Annotated in this window: 12 protein-coding genes; 8 read left to right on the top strand and 4 right to left on the bottom strand. The window is 65.1% G+C overall.

Annotation, left to right across the window (positions count from 1 at the left end; all coding sequences use genetic code 11):
• The first annotated feature begins 147 nt into the window (after positions 1-147).
• Positions 148-855, top strand: coding sequence for a TIGR03089 family protein (locus AC4D2M_RS05695; protein WP_490890643.1), 708 nt, complete (start codon positions 148-150; stop codon positions 853-855).
• Here AC4D2M_RS05695 and AC4D2M_RS05690 read toward each other — a convergent pair.
• Positions 833-1426: a GtrA family protein gene (locus AC4D2M_RS05690; RefSeq protein WP_490890642.1), complete on the bottom strand. Its 594-nt coding sequence runs from the start codon at positions 1424-1426 to the stop codon at positions 833-835. The two genes, AC4D2M_RS05695 and AC4D2M_RS05690, sit on opposite strands and share 23 nt — an antisense overlap.
• Before the next feature lie 276 nt (positions 1427-1702).
• On the opposite strand from AC4D2M_RS05690, the gene AC4D2M_RS05685 reads away from it, so the two are divergent.
• Genes AC4D2M_RS05685 through manA form a run of 4 tightly spaced genes read left to right on the top strand, consistent with a single transcriptional unit; the run spans position 1703 to position 6370 of the window.
• Positions 1703-2875 carry a 5-(carboxyamino)imidazole ribonucleotide synthase gene (locus tag AC4D2M_RS05685; protein WP_490890641.1) on the top strand — a complete coding sequence of 391 codons (1173 nt, stop codon included), beginning with the start codon at positions 1703-1705 and terminating at the stop codon, positions 2873-2875.
• A 35-nt stretch (positions 2876-2910) separates the two neighbouring features.
• Positions 2911-3423 (top strand): 5-(carboxyamino)imidazole ribonucleotide mutase, encoded by a 513-nt coding sequence (purE, locus tag AC4D2M_RS05680; protein ID WP_490890935.1) that lies wholly within the window; start codon positions 2911-2913, stop codon positions 3421-3423.
• Positions 3420-4994, top strand: a complete 1575-nt coding sequence (locus AC4D2M_RS05675) for an LCP family protein (protein ID WP_490890640.1) — start codon at positions 3420-3422, stop codon at positions 4992-4994. Before purE ends, AC4D2M_RS05675 begins: the two co-directional genes overlap by 4 nt.
• A 17-nt stretch (positions 4995-5011) precedes the next feature.
• The gene (manA, locus tag AC4D2M_RS05670; RefSeq protein ID WP_490890639.1) at positions 5012-6370 is read left to right on the top strand and encodes a mannose-6-phosphate isomerase, class I; all 1359 of its coding nucleotides are present in this window, start codon (positions 5012-5014) and stop codon (positions 6368-6370) included.
• Here manA and AC4D2M_RS05665 read toward each other — a convergent pair.
• Both AC4D2M_RS05665 and glpX read right to left on the bottom strand, forming a co-directional pair.
• On the bottom strand, positions 6315-7403 hold the full coding sequence (locus AC4D2M_RS05665; RefSeq protein WP_490890638.1) for a lipid II:glycine glycyltransferase FemX: 1089 nt from the start codon (positions 7401-7403) through the stop codon (positions 6315-6317). The genes manA and AC4D2M_RS05665 overlap by 56 nt on opposite strands.
• A gap of 277 nt (positions 7404-7680) precedes the next feature.
• On the bottom strand, positions 7681-8718 hold the full coding sequence (gene glpX, locus AC4D2M_RS05660) for a class II fructose-bisphosphatase (RefSeq protein WP_490890637.1): 1038 nt from the start codon (positions 8716-8718) through the stop codon (positions 7681-7683).
• A gap of 105 nt (positions 8719-8823) precedes the next feature.
• Between glpX and AC4D2M_RS05655 the strand changes: the two genes are divergently transcribed.
• From AC4D2M_RS05655 to AC4D2M_RS05645, 3 genes are all read left to right on the top strand, one after another.
• Positions 8824-9411 (top strand): DUF4245 domain-containing protein, encoded by a 588-nt coding sequence (locus AC4D2M_RS05655; RefSeq protein ID WP_490890636.1) that lies wholly within the window; start codon positions 8824-8826, stop codon positions 9409-9411.
• A 62-nt stretch (positions 9412-9473) separates the two neighbouring features.
• Positions 9474-10088, top strand: a complete 615-nt coding sequence (locus tag AC4D2M_RS05650) for a carbonic anhydrase (RefSeq protein WP_490890635.1) — start codon at positions 9474-9476, stop codon at positions 10086-10088.
• A gap of 36 nt (positions 10089-10124) precedes the next feature.
• Positions 10125-11552, top strand: coding sequence for a class II fumarate hydratase (locus tag AC4D2M_RS05645; RefSeq protein ID WP_490890634.1), 1428 nt, complete (start codon positions 10125-10127; stop codon positions 11550-11552).
• A 148-nt stretch (positions 11553-11700) separates the two neighbouring features.
• Here AC4D2M_RS05645 and AC4D2M_RS05640 read toward each other — a convergent pair whose 3' ends face one another.
• Complete coding sequence (locus tag AC4D2M_RS05640; RefSeq protein ID WP_490890633.1) at positions 11701-17184, bottom strand: rhamnogalacturonan lyase family protein; 5484 nt, start codon at positions 17182-17184, stop codon at positions 11701-11703.
• Positions 17185-17265: the final 81 nt, after the last annotated feature.

The raw sequence follows: 17265 nt of genomic DNA, 5'->3' as shown, positions 1-17265 counted from the left end.
CGTGTGTAAGTCGCATCCAGTCAAGCGGCGAACGGAATCTTATAGAGTGAGTTTCTCGGATTGCGGCACGCCACGCGCAGCGCGCCTCACAATTGTGCAACTGAATCCGCAGGTCAGCGCGATTACCACCCGAAAGGCAGGCACCCGGTGGCCGTATCCACATCCATTGCAGGATTGCTCGACTCATTCCGGTCAGCCACCGGCGCCCCCCGCCTCATTTGGTACGGGCCCGGCCATGAACGCGTGGAACTCTCCGGCCGGGTGCTCGAAAACTGGGTCGCCAAGACGTCGAACATGCTCGTGGAGGAGCTCGACGCTGCGGCCGGCACCGCCGTCGCGGTCGATATGCCGCCGCACTGGAAGACGCTCGTCTGGGCGCTGGCGTGCTGGCAGGTCGGCGCAGTGACCCTGCTCGACGGCGACGCCCCCGCCGATGTGAGGCTCTCCCTGGAAGCGCCCGACGACGTCACCGAACGGGACGCTGAGGTGCTGGTCCTGGTAGCTCCCGGCGCGCTTGACATGCGCTGGTCCGGCACCCTGCCCGGCGAAGCCGTCGACTATGCGGCGACGGTTCGCTCGTTCGGTGACGTCTACCTGGACGAACCCGCGGCTGGAGGAGCCGAGCTCCTTCGGGCAGACGGCGCGAGCCACACCTTCACGAGCCTGATGGGTGAAGAGGGCGAACACGCGCCCGGCATCTGGCTGGTCCCGGCGTCGCTGCCGCTCCTGACCGTGCTGACGGCTTCCGTCCGCATCTGGGCCAACGGCGGAACCGTGGTTCTCGTCCACCCCAGCGTTGAAGTGACCGACCGGTTGCTGGAGGGCGAGCGCGTTACTGGTCGGTTGGCTGCTTAGCTGACGGAGCCCCGTCAGCTAAGCAGCCAAGCGGACCGGGCACGGCCGGCTTGGATGAATCAGCGCCTGCGGAGGTTCGTGCGTGCGGGTGGATAAGTTCATGGTCGTGAGCGAACGCGGGCTCTGCGTCGAGTTCCTCGTTGAAGACCCAGAACCGGTAGGCGACAAACCGCACAGCCGTTGCCAGCACCGTCCCCATGACCCCGGCGACGAACAACCCCGTACGGTCTGAAATGTCGAGCGGATACTTGGCCAGCCACACAAAGCCGGCTGCGATGCCGAGACCGATCGCGTTGATCAGCAGGAACATCACAAGTTCGCGGAGGACATTGGCCTGGCGACGGTGACGGAACGTCCAGTAACGGTTGGCAATCCAGGAAAAGACCGTGGCTATGGCAGCCGATACCACCTGGGCCTTGACCTCGCTGTTCGCCATTGTTCCGTGGATAAGCAACCAGAACAGGCCCTTGTCGATGACAAACGCCACACCGCCCACGGCACCGAACTTCGCCAGCTCCCTCCAGAAGAGAGATGCGAGAGCCCGCGACCGGTCGACAAGCGTGGTGATCATGACCCTCCGGTCTCTAGGACGATTCGCCGTAGCAGGACATCGCCGGAGCGAAGCTGATCAGCAGGTACTGCGGTTGCAGAACCCCACCGGCCAGCATAAAGACATTCCGAAGAACACTACGCCTGCAGGGCAGGCATTTTGAAACATCAGCACCTCAATTTCAGCACGACAGCCAAGGGTCCATTTTATCGAGCGACACTGGTTCTTTCCTAGGAAGCCGCAGTTGCGAACGGGTCACGTCCAAGGGACCCCATCGGCAATAGGTACCCTGAAGGGGTGACTTTTCCCGTAATCGGTGTTGTGGGCGGTGGCCAGCTGGCCCGCATGATGGCACCCCCCGCTGTCGAACTTGGCCTTGAACTGCGTGTACTGGCGGAGGGTCCCGATGTCTCGGCAGTGGCCGCCGTCGCGACTTCCACGGTGGGTGACTACACCAGCCTTGAGGATCTGACCGCCTTCGCGAAGGGTGTGGATGTTCTCACTTTCGATCACGAGCACGTTCCCGAACAGCACCTCCGCACTCTTGTGGATGCCGGAGTGAACGTTCAGCCCCACCCGGACGCGCTGCGCCACGCACAGGACAAGCTGGTGATGCGGGCGGCCGTGGACCGGCTCGGGCTCCCGAATCCCCGCTGGAGCGCAGTCTCGTCCGTGCAGGACCTGCGGACCTTCGGCGAACAAATCGGCTGGCCAGTAGTCCTGAAAACTCCACGCGGAGGCTACGACGGCAAGGGCGTGCGGATCATCGATTCACCCGACGACGCCGCGGCGGCCGCAGACTGGTTCACAGGCTCCGCGCTGCTCGCCGAAGAGAAGGTGCCATTCACGCGCGAGCTGTCGGCACTCGTTGCCCGCTCCCCCAATGGCGAAGCACGGGCCTGGCCTGTGGTCCATTCGATCCAGGTCAACAGTGTCTGCGACGAAGTGATCGCACCGGCGCAGGACCTGCCTGCCGGCCTGGCCCGGGCCGCAGCCGAAGCCGCCCTGCGTATCGCCGAGGAGCTCGGGGTCACCGGTGTCATGGCGGTGGAGATGTTCGAAGTCCCGGACAGCGATGCCGGATTCCTCATCAACGAACTGGCAATGAGGCCGCACAACTCCGGCCACTGGACCATGGACGGTGCCGTGACAGGCCAGTTCGAGCAGCATCTGCGCGCGGTTCTGGGCCTTCCCCTGGGAGACACGTCCCTCACCTCAGGGGTGGTGGTCATGAAGAACATCCTCGGTGGAGAGAACGCAGAGCTGTATAGTGCCTATCCGACGGCGTTGGCGGCAGAGCCCGCCGCGAAGATCCACACCTACGGCAAGAGCGTGCGGCCGGGTCGGAAGATCGGCCATGTCAACGCCATCGCCCTACCAGGTGACACGACGGCACAGGTCAGGGAGCGCGCCGAGCGCGCTGCGGCAATCCTGCGGGACGGTCGCGATCCCCGGAAGGAAACATTGTGAATAACTCACCCACCGGTGCCCTCGTCGGCCTGGTCATGGGCTCCGACTCCGACTGGCCGGTCATGGAAGCTGCCGCTCTCGCCCTTGAAGAGTTCGGCATTCCCTACGAGGCCGACGTCGTCTCCGCACACCGCATGCCCGAGGACATGGTGGCGTACGGACGCGAGGCCGCGAGGCGCGGCCTGAGGGTGATCATCGCCGGCGCAGGCGGTGCCGCCCACCTGCCAGGCATGCTGGCATCGCTCACATCGCTGCCCGTCATCGGCGTTCCGGTGCCGCTCAAGCACCTCGACGGCATGGATTCCCTGCTCTCCATCGTCCAGATGCCCGCAGGCATTCCCGTAGCCACCGTCTCGGTCGGCGGTGCACGCAACGCAGGACTCCTGGCCGTCCGCATCCTCGCCTCCGGTGAAGGGCAGCACGCTCAGCAGCTCTCCGACAAGCTCTACGAATTCGCACAGGGCCTGCGGCAGACAGCGCTCGACAAGGGCGCCAAGCTGCGGGCGCGGGCCGGGACCCGCGATTCCCTCCGTGAAGGCGGCGCATGAGCCGGGCAATCCACCCCGGCAGGCCCTCCCAACGGACCATGCTCACCGATCCGGTGCGATACCCGGAGTCGGCGCCTTCCGACGTGCGTACCAAGCGTGCCTTCCTGCTCCTCCTGCTGACCCTGCTGATCCCCGGAGCCGCACAGGTTGTCGCCGGGGACCGCAAGCTCGGCCGCCGCGCGCTTCGCGTCACGTTCACCGTCTGGCTCCTGGTGATTGCCGCCGTCGTCATTGCACTAGTGAACCGGCAACTGCTGGTGAACCTGCTTGCCAACGAGCTGTTCTCCCTCCTGCTGATCGTGGTGCTCGTGGCACTTGCAATCGGCTGGGCGCTGCTCTTCCTCAACACCCTCCGGGTCATCCGCCCGCCGTTGCTGGACCGCGGAATGCGTCCCGTTGTCGCCGCGTCCCTGGCAGTGCTGATGCTCCTGACCAGCGGCAGCCTGGGCTATGCCGCCTACCTGCTCAACGTCGGCCGCAGCACGTTCGGCAACATCTTCCAGACCGGCCCCGCTTTCGATCCGGTTGACGGGCGCTACAACTTCCTTCTCATGGGCGGCGACGCCGGCGAGGACAGGACCGGCCGCCGTCCCGACAGCATCTCCGTTATCAGTGTGGACGCCGACAGCGGCGCCACCGTTACCTTCAGCATCCCGCGGGACTTCCAGAACGCACCGTTCTCCGAGGACTCGCCGCTCTGGCAGGTCTGGCCCGACGGCTACAACTGTGGCGACGCCTGCATCATCAACAGCCTCTACACCGAAGTCACCGAGTCCCATGCCGACCTGTATCCGGAGTCCCAGGACCCGGGAGCCGAGGCCATGATGGACGCCGCCAGCGGCATCCTCGGCATTGAGGTACAGGCCTACGTCCTGGTGGACATGCAAGGCTTCGAGCAGCTGATCGATGCCATGGGAGGCATAACGATCAACGCCGGCGGGTGGGTTCCGATTACCTCCACCGAAATTCCCGGCACGAGTCCGAAGCGGTTCTACCCGCCGTCGGAATGGATTGCCCCCGGCGTCCAGAAGCTCGACGGGTATCACGCGCTCTGGTACGCCCGTTCGCGCGAGTACGCCACCGACTACGCGCGCATCCAGCGCCAGCAGTGCGTGCAGGCGGCGATGATCGCCCAGCTCGACCCCGCAACCGTTCTGACCCGTTTCCAGGAGATAGCCGCTGCAGGGACGGAGATAGTCAAGACCGACCTCCCCCGGGACCAGCTCGGCAGCTTCGTGGACCTTGCCATGAAGGCGAAAGAGCACGACGTCGCGCGCCTCACCATTGGAGCGCCTGACTTCGGCGAGCCCGGCGACCTGTTCTCGACATTCCCCGACATCCAGCTGATTCACCAGCGGGTTCAGGAGACGCTTGCCGCCGCCTCCGGTGATGCCGAGGCCGCGCCCGCCGGCGTACTGAACCTGGACCATGCCGGGCTGATCGAGGCTCTACCCGCGCAGACCGTTCCGGGCGAGATCACCGAAGAGTACCTTCACCAGCTCGCGGTGAACCAGGACTGGACCACGCTCGAAGCACTCTTGGCCGACAACGGGGAATGCACCCCCGCCTAACGAACGGACACCTCCCGATGTACCAGCTGGACAACCCGTTGCGCCCCTACGAGTGGGGATCCACCACGGCCATCGCGGAGCTGCTGGGCCGCACTCCGTCCGGCGGTCCGGAGGCTGAACTGTGGATCGGCGCACACCCCGACTCCCCGTCGACGGTGCTGGGCCACGGGGAATCGGGTACTCCGCTGGACGTCCTGATCGACTCGGATCCTGACCGCGCGCTCGGCGTTCTCACCCGCGAGGCGTTCGGCGACCGCCTGCCGTTTCTCATGAAGGTCCTCGCAGCCGCGGCGCCGCTCTCCCTGCAGGTTCACCCCAGCCCGGAGCAGGCGCGCGCAGGGTTCGACCGTGAGAATGCCGCCGAGGTCCCCCAGGACGCTCCGAACCGGAACTACCGCGACGCGTTCTCCAAGCCCGAACTGATCTTCGCCCTCACCGACTTCGACGCTTTGTGCGGCTTCCGTGCGCCGGGTGAAGCCGCACAGGTCTTCACCGCACTCGCCGGACTGGTCGAGAAGCAGAAGGGGTGGGCACCGGCCATCCTGCAGTCCGTCATCGCCGACCTCGGCATCCCCGACGAGACAGCAGCGCTGCGCGAGGCTTTCACCCGGCTCCTGACCGGCGGAGCTGAGACACGGGCGGCCGTCGAGACCGTAGTCGAGGTTCTCGAGGGCGATAGCTCGACAGTCTCAGAGGACAACCTGCTCAGCGCAGCGGCCGCAACGGTCCTGCAGCTCAACGGACACCACGAGGGCGATCCCGGCGTATTGGTTGCGCTCCTTCTCAACCGGGTGACCCTGCAGCCGGGCCAGGCGCTGTACCTGCCGGCAGGCAACGTTCACGCCTACCTGGAGGGTCTCGGCATCGAGGTCATGGCGTCCTCGGACAACGTGCTGCGCGGCGGGCTGACCACGAAACACGTAGACACCGGCGAGCTCCTGAAAACAGTCGAGTTCGCGCCCCTCGCCCTCCCGCTGCTCGACCCGGAGTCGACGCCGCTGGGCCAGGAGCTGTACTGCCCGCCGTTCGACGAGTTCCAGTTGCAACGGCTGGAACTTCCCGTCTCCTTCGGTGACGACGCCGCCTCAGCAGACATTCCGCTCGCGCAGAACGGACCGACGGTGATCCTGGTGGTGTCAGGAACCGTGGTGCTGGACTCCCCCAAGGGCGACCTGATCCTCCACCGCGGCCAGAGCGCCTTCATCCCGGCGAACGAATCCCCCGTGATGGCGCGGCTCGCGTCGGACACCACGGACACCTCAGACGACGACGGCGGCACCGCCGTCGCCTTCGCGGTGACCGTAGGTGCCGCCGGAGACGCTAATCCTGACGGGTTAGGGCCTGTGCGCGGCCGGCACGAAGAGACGCAGCCTTAGCACGGAGGGCCGGCACCACCTTGGTTCGGACGGCGTCCACGGCGACGCGCGCCCCGGACACTCCGCGGCGGGCCAGCGGCATCGCCGTGGCGTAGGCGGGGTAAAGCGGCGAGAGTGGCTTGTCCCAGGTGCCCAACAGCTGGTTCTCGTGCTTCGCCCAGCCCATCTTGAACTTCGAGACGCCGTCGTTCAGGAGCCCGTTGAAGTCATACCGCTGGACTCCGCGTTCCTTCATCGAGCGGATCGCGAGCCACTTCAGCGCGTAGTTGGCGCGTAGCCTCTCGCCCTCCTCAGTCATTCCGCCGTAGAGCTCAAACGCGGTGGAGTCGCTGGCCGACAGCCAGAGGAACGCCACCACCGATTCGCCTTGGAAGGCCGCGTAGACGGGTGAGGCAGCCTCGAGGTTGTTGTAGATGTCGAGGTAGTACCGGTCCTCATGGATTCCGAACCCTGCACGCTGGGCGGTTTCCCTGTAAACCGAGAGGCAGTCCGCCAGTTCGTCCCTGGTCACCTCGCGGAAGTCGAGCTCTTCCCGTCCGGACTTGCGGATGTACTGGCGGTGCTTCTTTGACATGTCCGCTAGCAGCTCATGCTCGGTGCGCGTCAGGTCGAGGATGAGGGTGCGCGGAATCAGGATGGTGTTCCGGGTGGGGCGGAACCCTGCTTCACGGACGGCGCCGGCGAAGTCGGACTCTGCGTCCCAGTCAGGCTCGATGCTGAGCACGGTTCCTGCGTAGGCGTCGCGGGCGTACCGACCGAGTTCCTCGAGGACCTCCCGGGCATCCTCGGAACGGCACACCGGTCCGCGCGGAACGTAGACCAGGGCACGGAATGGCACCGGCAGCCGGCGGATCAGGATCTGTGCACAGGCTATGGTCTCGCCGTCCCGGTTCAGGAGAAGCCGTTCGGTCCGCCAGCCGTGGTCGCCCTTCGTCTGTCCCCAACCCCAGAGCTGCTGCGGGTGGCCGTTCAGGCGGTTGACTACGGAGTCCCATTCGGGCGCGTTCCAACACGGAGCAATGACGAGGTTCATGGTGACAAGCCTACTGGCCGAGGGACCCGCGCCGAGCGATAGCGAGGGGTGGGAGGCCAGGAGGCGCTATCGGCCGGGAGCGGCGTTGCGTTCTGCGGCACCCCCGCGCCCACCGCCCACTGGGCAAGCCTGCGTGGACATTCCTCATCGAGGGGACGGTCCTCTGCGCTCAGGGATTGCTGGGATGCCGTGTGCGTCCTCACCGGATAGCAGTTCGGCCAGGCGATAGGGGTTAACCGCTATCGCCTGGCCGAAGTGCTATCCGGGCGCAACGAACCTAGCTGAGGCGGGCGTAGCTCTCCCACTTGTGGGCCTGGTGTTCGCCGTCGACCACGCGGATGGTGCCCGACTTCGAGCGCATCACGATCGACTGGGTGAGCACCTTGCCGCCGTGGTAGCGGACGCCGCGCAGCAGGTCGCCATCGGTGATGCCGGTGGCGGCGAAGTAGCAGTTGTCGCTGGTCACGAGGTCGTTGGTGGACAGCACGCGCTCAAGATCGTGGCCGGCGTCGAGAGCTTTCTGCTTCTCGTCGTCGCTGGTGGGCCACAGCCGGCCCTGGATCACGCCGCCGAGCGACTTGATGGCACACGCGGCAACGATGCCCTCCGGAGTGCCGCCGATACCCATGAGGGCGTCAATGTCGGTGCCCTCGCGGGCGGCCGCGATGGCGCCGGCGACGTCGCCGTCCATGAGGAACCGGGTGCGGGCGCCGGCGTCGCGGATCTCCTGGACCAGCGGGCGGTGCCTGTCGCGGTCGAGGATCATGACGTTGATCTGGTTGACCTTTTTGCCCTTGGCCTTGGCGATCAGGTGCAGGTTCTGCTTCACGGGAAGGCGGAGGTCAACCATGTCCGCGGCTTCCGGACCGGTGACCAGCTTCTCCATGTAGAAGACAGCCGATGGGTCAAACATGGTGCCGCGCTCGGCCACAGCCAGGACCGCAAGCGCGTTGTTGATGCCGAGCGCGGTCAGGCGGGTGCCGTCGATGGGGTCAACCGCGACGTCGCACTCGGCGCCGCTGCCGTCGCCCACATGCTCACCGTTGTAGAGCATGGGTGCTTCGTCCTTCTCGCCCTCACCAATGACCACGACGCCGTTGAAGTGGACGGTGGAGAGGAGGGAGCGCATGGCGTCGACGGCGGCGCCGTCGGCCTTGTTCTTGTCGCCGAAGCCGACCCAGTGGCCGCCAGCGATGGCTGCGGCTTCGGTGACGCGCACCAACTCCAGCGCTAGGTTACGGTCCGGTTCGTCGTCTCCCACGGCGAGTGCGGGTGAAAGGGTGGAGTACTGCGCATTTTTAGCGTTGTTGGACACGTTTACCTCATCGTTGAATTAGCGGTTCCTTCTACGGGCAATCATAGTGCGGGGCGGCTGTCCGGCCATTTCCGTGACGCGACCGGCGTGAGGGACAATGGAGGGGTGAGCAGCACCCAGGAGAACCAGCAGGACGCACCGTCAACCCCGGTGCTCACCGCCAAGCAGGCAAAGCGAGCCAACGCCTCGTCGATCGGCATGTTCATTGCCACCGCCGTCACTCTGGGACTGGTTCTCTTTGTGGTACTGCTGAATCCGACCCACACCGCTGAGACCTACACCCGGGACATCGACGTCTCCACCGTCGCCTCGCAGGCCGAAGACGCCGCCGGATACTTGCCCGTCGCGGCTGACCTGCCGGACGGCTGGACGTCCAACTACGCCCGCTGGAACGGCTCCGCTTCCGACGGCGTGGCCTTCTGGGAAGTGGGCTATCTCACGCCTGAGCGCGAATTTATCCAGGTGACACAAACCAATAATTCGAACCCCACCTGGATCTCGCAGCGCCTCGACGGCGCAGAACCGTCCGGACAGCGAGTGATCGACGGCGTCACCTGGGAACTGCTCGACAGCACTTCCGGCGATGCTTTCCTCACCACCGAGCAGGGTGGCTTCACGCTCATCCTCAACGGCACGGCCGACCTCGCTCAGTTCGATGTTCTCGGCAGCGCCGTACTCGGGGAACTGAAGTAGCACTCCTCAACGTAGAGTCACCAAGCCGGCCGACTGGCCCGGGGCGCAGTACAGTGACACACGTGACAAAGCAACTGACTCCCGCTGAAGCATGGCAGAAACTGTGTGATGGAAATGCGAGGTTCATTTCCTCCACATCGTCGCACCCGAACCAGGACGCCTCCCGGCGCGCATCGCTGGTAAACACGCAGGATCCGTTCGCCGTTATCTTCGGCTGCTCGGACTCCCGCCTCGCTGCCGAGATTATTTTCGACGTCGGTCTGGGCGACATCTTTGTGGTGCGTACGGCCGGCCAGGTGATCGACGACGCCGTACTCGGCTCGCTCGAATACAGCGTGGGCGTCCTCAATGTGCCGTTGATCGTGGTCCTCGGACATGACTCCTGCGGTGCTGTCACCGCAACCGCCAATGCCATTGACTCCGGCACCATGCCGGCGGGCTTCATCCGCGACCTCGTCGAACGCATCACCTCGTCAGTGCTCACCTCGCGCCGCAACGGCTCCACCGACATCAACGATGCCGTCGAGGAACACATCCGGCAGACCACACAGCGGCTGGTCGATTCGTCCCGCGTCATCTCGAGCGCCGTCGAGAACGGATCCACCGCCGTCGTCGGCGTGACCTACCGGCTGGATGAAGGCAAGGCGGACCTCGTTTCGGAACTCGGCAGTCTCTGATTTGTGGCGCCTAGCGCCAGAGGTGAGAATTGGCGCATGACAATTGATTCCCAGGAGAACGTCGACTACCGCATAGAACACGACACCATGGGCGAGGTTCGGGTTCCCGCGAACGCCCTCTACCGCGCACAGACGCAGCGCGCCGTGGAGAACTTCCCGATCTCCGGCAAAACGCTGGAGCGGACGCACATCGAAGCCCTGGCACGGATCAAGAAGGCGGCCGCCACGGCCAACGCTGAACTGGGTGTGCTCGACGAAGAGCTCGCACGCGCCATCGAGTCCGCTGCGGATGAGGTTGCCACCGGGAAGTACGACGGCGACTTCCCCATCGATGTGTTCCAGACCGGATCCGGAACGTCCTCCAACATGAACACCAACGAGGTACTCGCCGAACTCGCCACCCGTGCGCTGAAGGACGCCGGCAGCGACAAGGTGGTCCACCCCAACGACCACGTCAACGCCTCGCAGTCCTCGAACGACGTCTTCCCGACGTCGGTCCACGTCGCCGCGACGTCCGCGCTGATCAACGACCTGATTCCCGCGCTGGAGTACCTGGCGGAGTCACTGGAGCGCAAGGCCGAGGAATTCAAGGGCGTGGTGAAGTCCGGCCGCACGCACCTCATGGACGCCACCCCCGTCACCCTCGGACAGGAGTTCGGCGGTTATGCGGCTCAGGTGCGCTACGGCGTCGAGCGCATCAATGCCTCGCTCCCCCGCGTGGCCGAGGTTCCCCTGGGCGGCACCGCCGTCGGGACCGGCATCAACACTCCGGCCGGCTTCTCGGCGCGGGTCATCGAGCTGCTCGCCGAAGATACCGGCCTGCCGCTCACCGAGGCGCGCAACCACTTCGAGGCGCAGGCCAACCGGGACGGGCTCATCGAGGCATCCGGGCAGCTGCGCAACATCGCGTACTCGTTCATGAAGATCAACAACGACCTGCGCTGGATGGGCTCAGGCCCCAACACCGGCCTCGGCGAGATCGCCATCCCCGATCTGCAGCCGGGATCCTCGATCATGCCGGGCAAGGTCAACCCCGTGATCTGCGAGGCCGCGATCATGGTTGCCGCCCAGGTCATCGGCAATGACACGACGATCGCGCTGTCCTCGACGAACGGCGCGTTCGAGCTCAACGTCGGCATCCCGGTCATGGCTGCCAACCTGCTCGAGTCCATCCGCCTCCTCTCCAACACCAGCCGGGTCATGGCGGACAAGATGATCGACGGTCTCACCGCCAACGAAGAGCGTGCCCGCTTCCTGGCCGAGGCATCGCCGTCGATCGTGACGCCGCTGAACAAGTACATCGGGTACGAGAACGCGGCGAAGATCGCCAAGAAGGCTGTGGCCGAGGGGCTCACCGTCCGGGAGGCCGTCGTCGCGCTCGGGTACGTGGAGCGCGGCGAGCTGACGGAAGCGCAGCTGGACGAGGCACTCGACGTGCTCTCCATGACGCGCCCGCCGCAGTAAGCGCGCAGCCTTCCAGAAAGAGCGAGGGCCCGGACGGTACACAACCGTCCGGGCCCTCGCTCGTTCTGGAAAGTCATCCTCCGTGAGTTGACAGGACACGCCCCTTATGACGGAGCATTCGGAGCGTGTCCTGCCAACTCAACGGGGGTTAGCGGCCCGGTCCCACCACCTTCAGGCGGTCCCAGCCCAGCAGCTCCTCACCGGCGGTGTGGATCACCAGACGGTTGTCTCCCGGCCGGGTGTCTTCCGGCGTCGTGACGGTGACAGCGCCGTCGTCATTAACCAGGTGCCAGCCGAGCGCTGCTTCGCCGAGGTAGACGTGCACCCACTCACCTGCGGGCAGGTTCGAGAGGACAACCTCTGAAGCTCCACGGGGGAACTTCTGCTTCCCCAGGCCGAGATCGAGCTGGTTCTCGTCCGTCAGGTCATCCTTCACCGGTGCCTCCGGAGTGACCGACGGCTTGACGAGCTCACCCGGTGCCGGTTCCTCACCGGTGTAGGCGATGCTCGGCGCCTTCGGCTGCTCCATGCCTTCCCCGAGGAAGTACGAGGTGTGCGGAGGCTGGTTGTAGGAGGTGTTCTGCCAGGCAACGCCCAGGCGGTAGACCGGGTCCGACTGCAGCGTACGCAGCCGATGGTCCGTGACGTTCACCGTGGTGGCGATGCGCAGGGCGGTCGAATCATCGGTGCGGGTAACGATCTCCTCGCGCCAGTCTCCGAACAGGTCCGCCTGCAGTGCCGGCGTGCCCTTGGTGTCGTTGTTCGTCAGCGTCCCGTCGGCCCGGTATATCTCCTCCTCGGTACTGGTTTCGTAGTTCCACTTCGAGATCGTCGGTACGCCGGTCCGTGTTTCTTCGGTCCAGTCGTGGTCCGTGATCTCACGCAGCAGGTCCCCGTCCCACCAGGTCAGGAAGTTCGCCGCCGGGATCTGCTCGGCGATCAGCTCGCCGTTGCTCGCCCGCAGCTGACCCACCGGCGAGTTCCACGCAGCGTCGCCGCCGACGGCCCAGCCCTCAGCGCCGGAATGCCGTGGGTCGATATCGCCCATGGCAGCTCGGCCGGTGTCCCGGGTTGCCGGGATGGACCAGATCAGTTCGCCGGTAGCAGCGTCGCGGAAGGTGGCACCGGTGTTACCCGACGCACCCATGTCCTCATGCGCTGCGAACACCTCGAGGCCCTCGCGTGCCGGATCAAAGTCCGATACGTGCAGGGAGTCACCGTGGCCGAGGCCGGTGTTGTAAAGCGCTGTGCCGTCGTCGTCGATAGTCAATGACCCGAAGATGATCTCGTCCTTCTGGTCATTGTCGACGTCGGCAACCGAGAACTGGTGGTTGCCCTGTCCGCGGTACTCGTCCCCTGCCTCGTTCGAGTCGAAGGTCCACCGTGGAGTCAGCGTGGAGCCGTCGAAGTCATACGCGGCGATCACGGCCCGCGTGTAGTAGCCACGGCTGAAGATAACGCTCGGCTTCTCGCCGTCGAGGTACGCCACACCGGCCAGGAACCGGTCAACCCGGTTTCCGTAGGTGTCGCCCCACGAACCGACGTCACCACGCGCCGGGATGTAGTCGGTCGTGTCGACCGCCGCACCCGTGGCACCGTTGAACACCGTGACGAACTCCGGACCGGTCAGGACGTACCCGCCGGAGTTCCGGTAGTCAGCGCGGGCGTCGCCGATGACAGCGCCCGTTCCATCCACGGTCCCGTCGGCGGTCTTCATGGTGACTTCGGCTGTGCCGTTGCCGTCCAGATCGAAAACCTGGAACTGCGTGTAGTGCGCGCCGGCCCGGATGTTCTTGCCCAGGTCGATCCGCCACAGGCGTGTGCCGTCCAGCTTGTAGGCGTCAACGTAGACGTTCCCGGTGTAACCGGCACGCGAGTTGTCCTTCGAGTTGGTCGGATCCCACTTGAGCACGATCTCGTACTGCCCGTCGCCGTCGAGGTCGCCAATGGAGGCGTCATTTGCCTGGTAGCTGTAAGGCTGACCGTCCTTGGTGACACCATCGGCGGGCTTGTCCAGCGGAACGTCCAGGGTCTGTGAATCCCAGACAGTGAACTCTTCCGTGGCCCAGCGTTCCGTTCCATTCACCACGGTGCTGATGCGGTACGTGGAATCAGCGGCGCCGTCGGCGTCAAGCAGGTTGGTGCTCGAGGTAACCGGCTCAGTGGTGATGCGCTCGCCGTTGCGGTAGACGTGGAACCCGATCTCTTCCGGATCAAGGCCAAGCATGCGCCAGCCAAGGTACACACCGCCGTCGGACACGACGGCCACCGGTGAACGGTCGAGGCGCTCGGCCTGCCGCACCAGCGTCGTGACGGCCGGCGAGGTAACGGTCTCCGACTTCGCCGAGACACCGCCCGCGTTGACGGCAGCCACCGCGTACACATACTCGACAGTGGTGAGCACGTCGGTATCGGTGAAGGTTGGTTCCTCAGCCCGTCCCACCAGCTGCAGCTCGCCAACCGAACCGTCCGCCAGCGGATCGGCACGGAAGACATGGTAGAAGAGCGCGCCCTCCGAGGGCTCCCAGCTGATCGTGACGTCGTTCTTGTTCACTGCGCCCAGCGTCAGGCCGGTCGGGACCGGTGCCTTCTCGACGTCGGGATCCACCGTGGTCAGTTCGACGGCGTTGGAGGGCACGGACTCCGCCCCTGCCGCATCGAGCGCGACGACGGTGTAGGTGTACTCGAGCCCGATATCGGCCGTCGTATCCACGAAGGAGGTGCCATCGACGTCGCCAAGAGCCTCAGCTTTAGTGGCACCGGCGGACTGCCGGAAGACACGGTAGCCAACGGCGTCGTCATTGCCGGTCCAGCTCAGTGATACGGCCACGTCGCTGCCCTCGATTGTGACGTCGTCAGCGGCAAGCGCGGTGGGCGCAAGCAGCAGCGGGGTGATCTCGATGCCGTTGAGGCGCGACGAGCTGCCCGTCATCACGAGGTTGATCTGTCCGTCCGTCACCTGAACGGGCTGGCTGATCTTCTCGGATACCGAACCGCGTCCGGCGTTCGAGGAACCGAAGTCCTTGCCCTCGATCTGCACGTTCGAGCGGCTGGTTCCGATCCAGTCACCGTTGTACGTCTTGACGGCGTAGGTGCCGTTTGCGACGTCGACCGCGAACACGTGGTCAGGAGTCGGTAGAAGGAAGTCCCGCTCCAGGTCGTTCGGCGCAGGGTCGAAGTTGATACCGCGGTCACGGCCGGCCATGCCATCGGAGGCGAGCCAGCCCCAGCCGATCTCCGGAGTGTAGACCGAGCCCACGCTCACCTCGGTGTAGCCCGGCATGAGCGGATTTCCCGCCAGCTGCACGTCGAACTTGAACAGCGGCGCTTTGGTGGTGATCCGGACAGCGTCCGACGGCGCGGAGTCACCTCGCCCGTTCACAGCCACCACGCGCAGGTCGTATGACTTGCCCTCTTCGAGGCCGCCGACCGAAGCCAGCGGCAGCGTGGAAGTGGTGATGAGCGCGTAGGCGTCCTCACCAGCCTCTGCATCCTTGCCGAACACCTTGTAGATGTCAGCGCCTTCGACTGCGTTCCAGGTCAGCTGCGCTCCAGCGTTGGACACACTGCCGGCCACGACGCCGGTCGGTGCGGCCGGTACCTCGGCCGGCGGTTCGACGGACTGAACTTCCGAGGCAAGGGGGATGTCCAGCTTTGCGACATCGGTTGCCACGAGCCGCGCCATCTGGATGGCTCCGTACTCCTGGAAGTGGGTGTCGTCCACGGTGCCGTTCGGCCGGTTCGGGTAGACACCGGCCGGTACGTGCAGGAAGACGGACTTTGCTGCTTCCGGCCCAATCTCCGTGAGGTAGGCGCGGCTGGAAGCGGAAAGGTCAACGAGCGGGGTTCCGGTGTCGGCAGCGAGCTTCGATGCTGCTTCCACGTAGGCCGGGAAGGAAACGTTCGCCTCGCCCGTCTGTTCGTTGTAGGACCGGCGCGACACCGGCGTCACAATGACGGGCGTGGCACCGCGCTGGGTTGCGCCGTCGACGAAGGTGCGCAGGTACTCGTAGTAGTCACCCGGTGCTGCCCAGCGGTCGTCGACCCCGTAGCTGTTGTCGTTGTGGCCGAATTGAACAAAGAGGTAGTCCCCGGGCTTGATGTTGAGCAGTACCTCGTCCAGCCGTCCTTGGCTGATGAAGTTTTTGGAACTGCGTCCGCCGATGGCCTTGTTCTCGACGGTCACATCATCCGAAAGGAAGCGCTCGATCATCTGCCCCCAGCCGGCCTGTGGCACGTAGTCGGCGGTGTAGGTCTGGACGGTCGAGTCACCGGTGATCCACGCCGTCGGCTCGGTGCCTGCCTGGTTGGGCGTCTTCTGGGTGATGACGAGCGAGTTCAGGTTCGCCGCGGCGCCTGCGAACTCGAGGTTCAGCTGACCGTCCACAATGGCAATGTTGAAGGCCATCTCCAGGTATTCGCCGGCAACCTTCTCGGTGCGCTGCACCTTTGTCATCTGTTCTGCGGTGACCGCTATGTCGGTGCCGCCCTCGGCGTCACCGGCAATGAGGTCGACCGTGTAGTTGCCGTTCGGCAGGTCGACTACGAGTTCGGTGTCCCCGACAGTGACGAAGTCCGCCTTCGCGGCGTTCTCGCCGCCCCGATCGGTGGCGGTGACCTGTGCAACGTCGACAAAGCCCACGCGGTTCCCGGTGGTGTATGTCGTCGTCTCGTCAATGCGCACTGCACCGGCGGCGGTCTGTCCGTTTCCGAGATCGAGCGAAAGCACGCCATTGTCGGGCAGTGCCGGCGCTTCGGTGCTCAGGCTTGAGACCGCAGCCGCCGACGGCGCTGAGAGGCCGTCCGCCCCGCGTGCCCGCACCTTGTAGTAGTGAGCTTTGGTGGTGTCCACGGGATCGGTGACGTGCACAACCCGTTCCGCTGTTTCGGCGACCTTCGTGTAGGTACCGTCGACGGTGTCGGACCGGCTTACAACGTAGCCCGTTGCTCCGCTGACTTCATTCCAGCGCAGCGTTACCGCTTCCGAAGTCACATGCGCCATACGCACGGACTGGGGGGCGGCGAGCGTGGAGACCGGCTCCTCCGGTTCAGGCTGTGGCTCCGGTTCAGCCCGTGGTTCAGTTTCCGTGATGACGATGCCGTTCACATAGGCGCCGGCTCCTTCTCCGGTGAGGTCTACGGTCAACTGGCCGTCCTCGACGGTTGTCTGCCAGGTCTGCTCCGATACAGCCTGGCGGGACTGGATGGTTCCCGCAGGAACTCCTTCGAGGCTCACGCTGGTTTTGGTGGTGCTGGTTCCGGTGAGTTCGTCACCCGACAGCACGCGCACGCTGTAGCTTCCGTTGGGAACGTCGGCAACAAATCCCCACGCCGTGCCGAGGACGAAGTCGTTGGCTACGGGGTCAGCTGCAGCGGATGTCCGATGGCGGGATATGGGGGCTACTCCTTCGACCGGCACAATGCCGTATCCCGCCTCAGCGGAGTAGTTGGTGGTTTCAGAAACTCCGGTCCAGCCGTCCGCAACAGGACTGCTGGAGGTACCGAAGTCGAAGGATCGGGAGAGCGGCTCCTCAGCCGCTATAGCCGGCGTCGTCGCCGAGCAGAGACCGACAATAGCGGTTCCTGCGATGAGAGCGCGCACCGGATGCGGGCGCAAATTTCCGAGGGTCATGGCATCACACCTTGTAGTTTCGACAGTGAAATTCGGGGTGGTTCATGGGCCGACCGAGAGATAACAAGCTCAAGGACACAT

This window comes from Arthrobacter sp. TJ-270, assembly GCF_058269075.1.
Note: the sequence above shows the minus strand (reverse complement) of the source record. Positions and strands in the feature narration are given on the sequence as shown.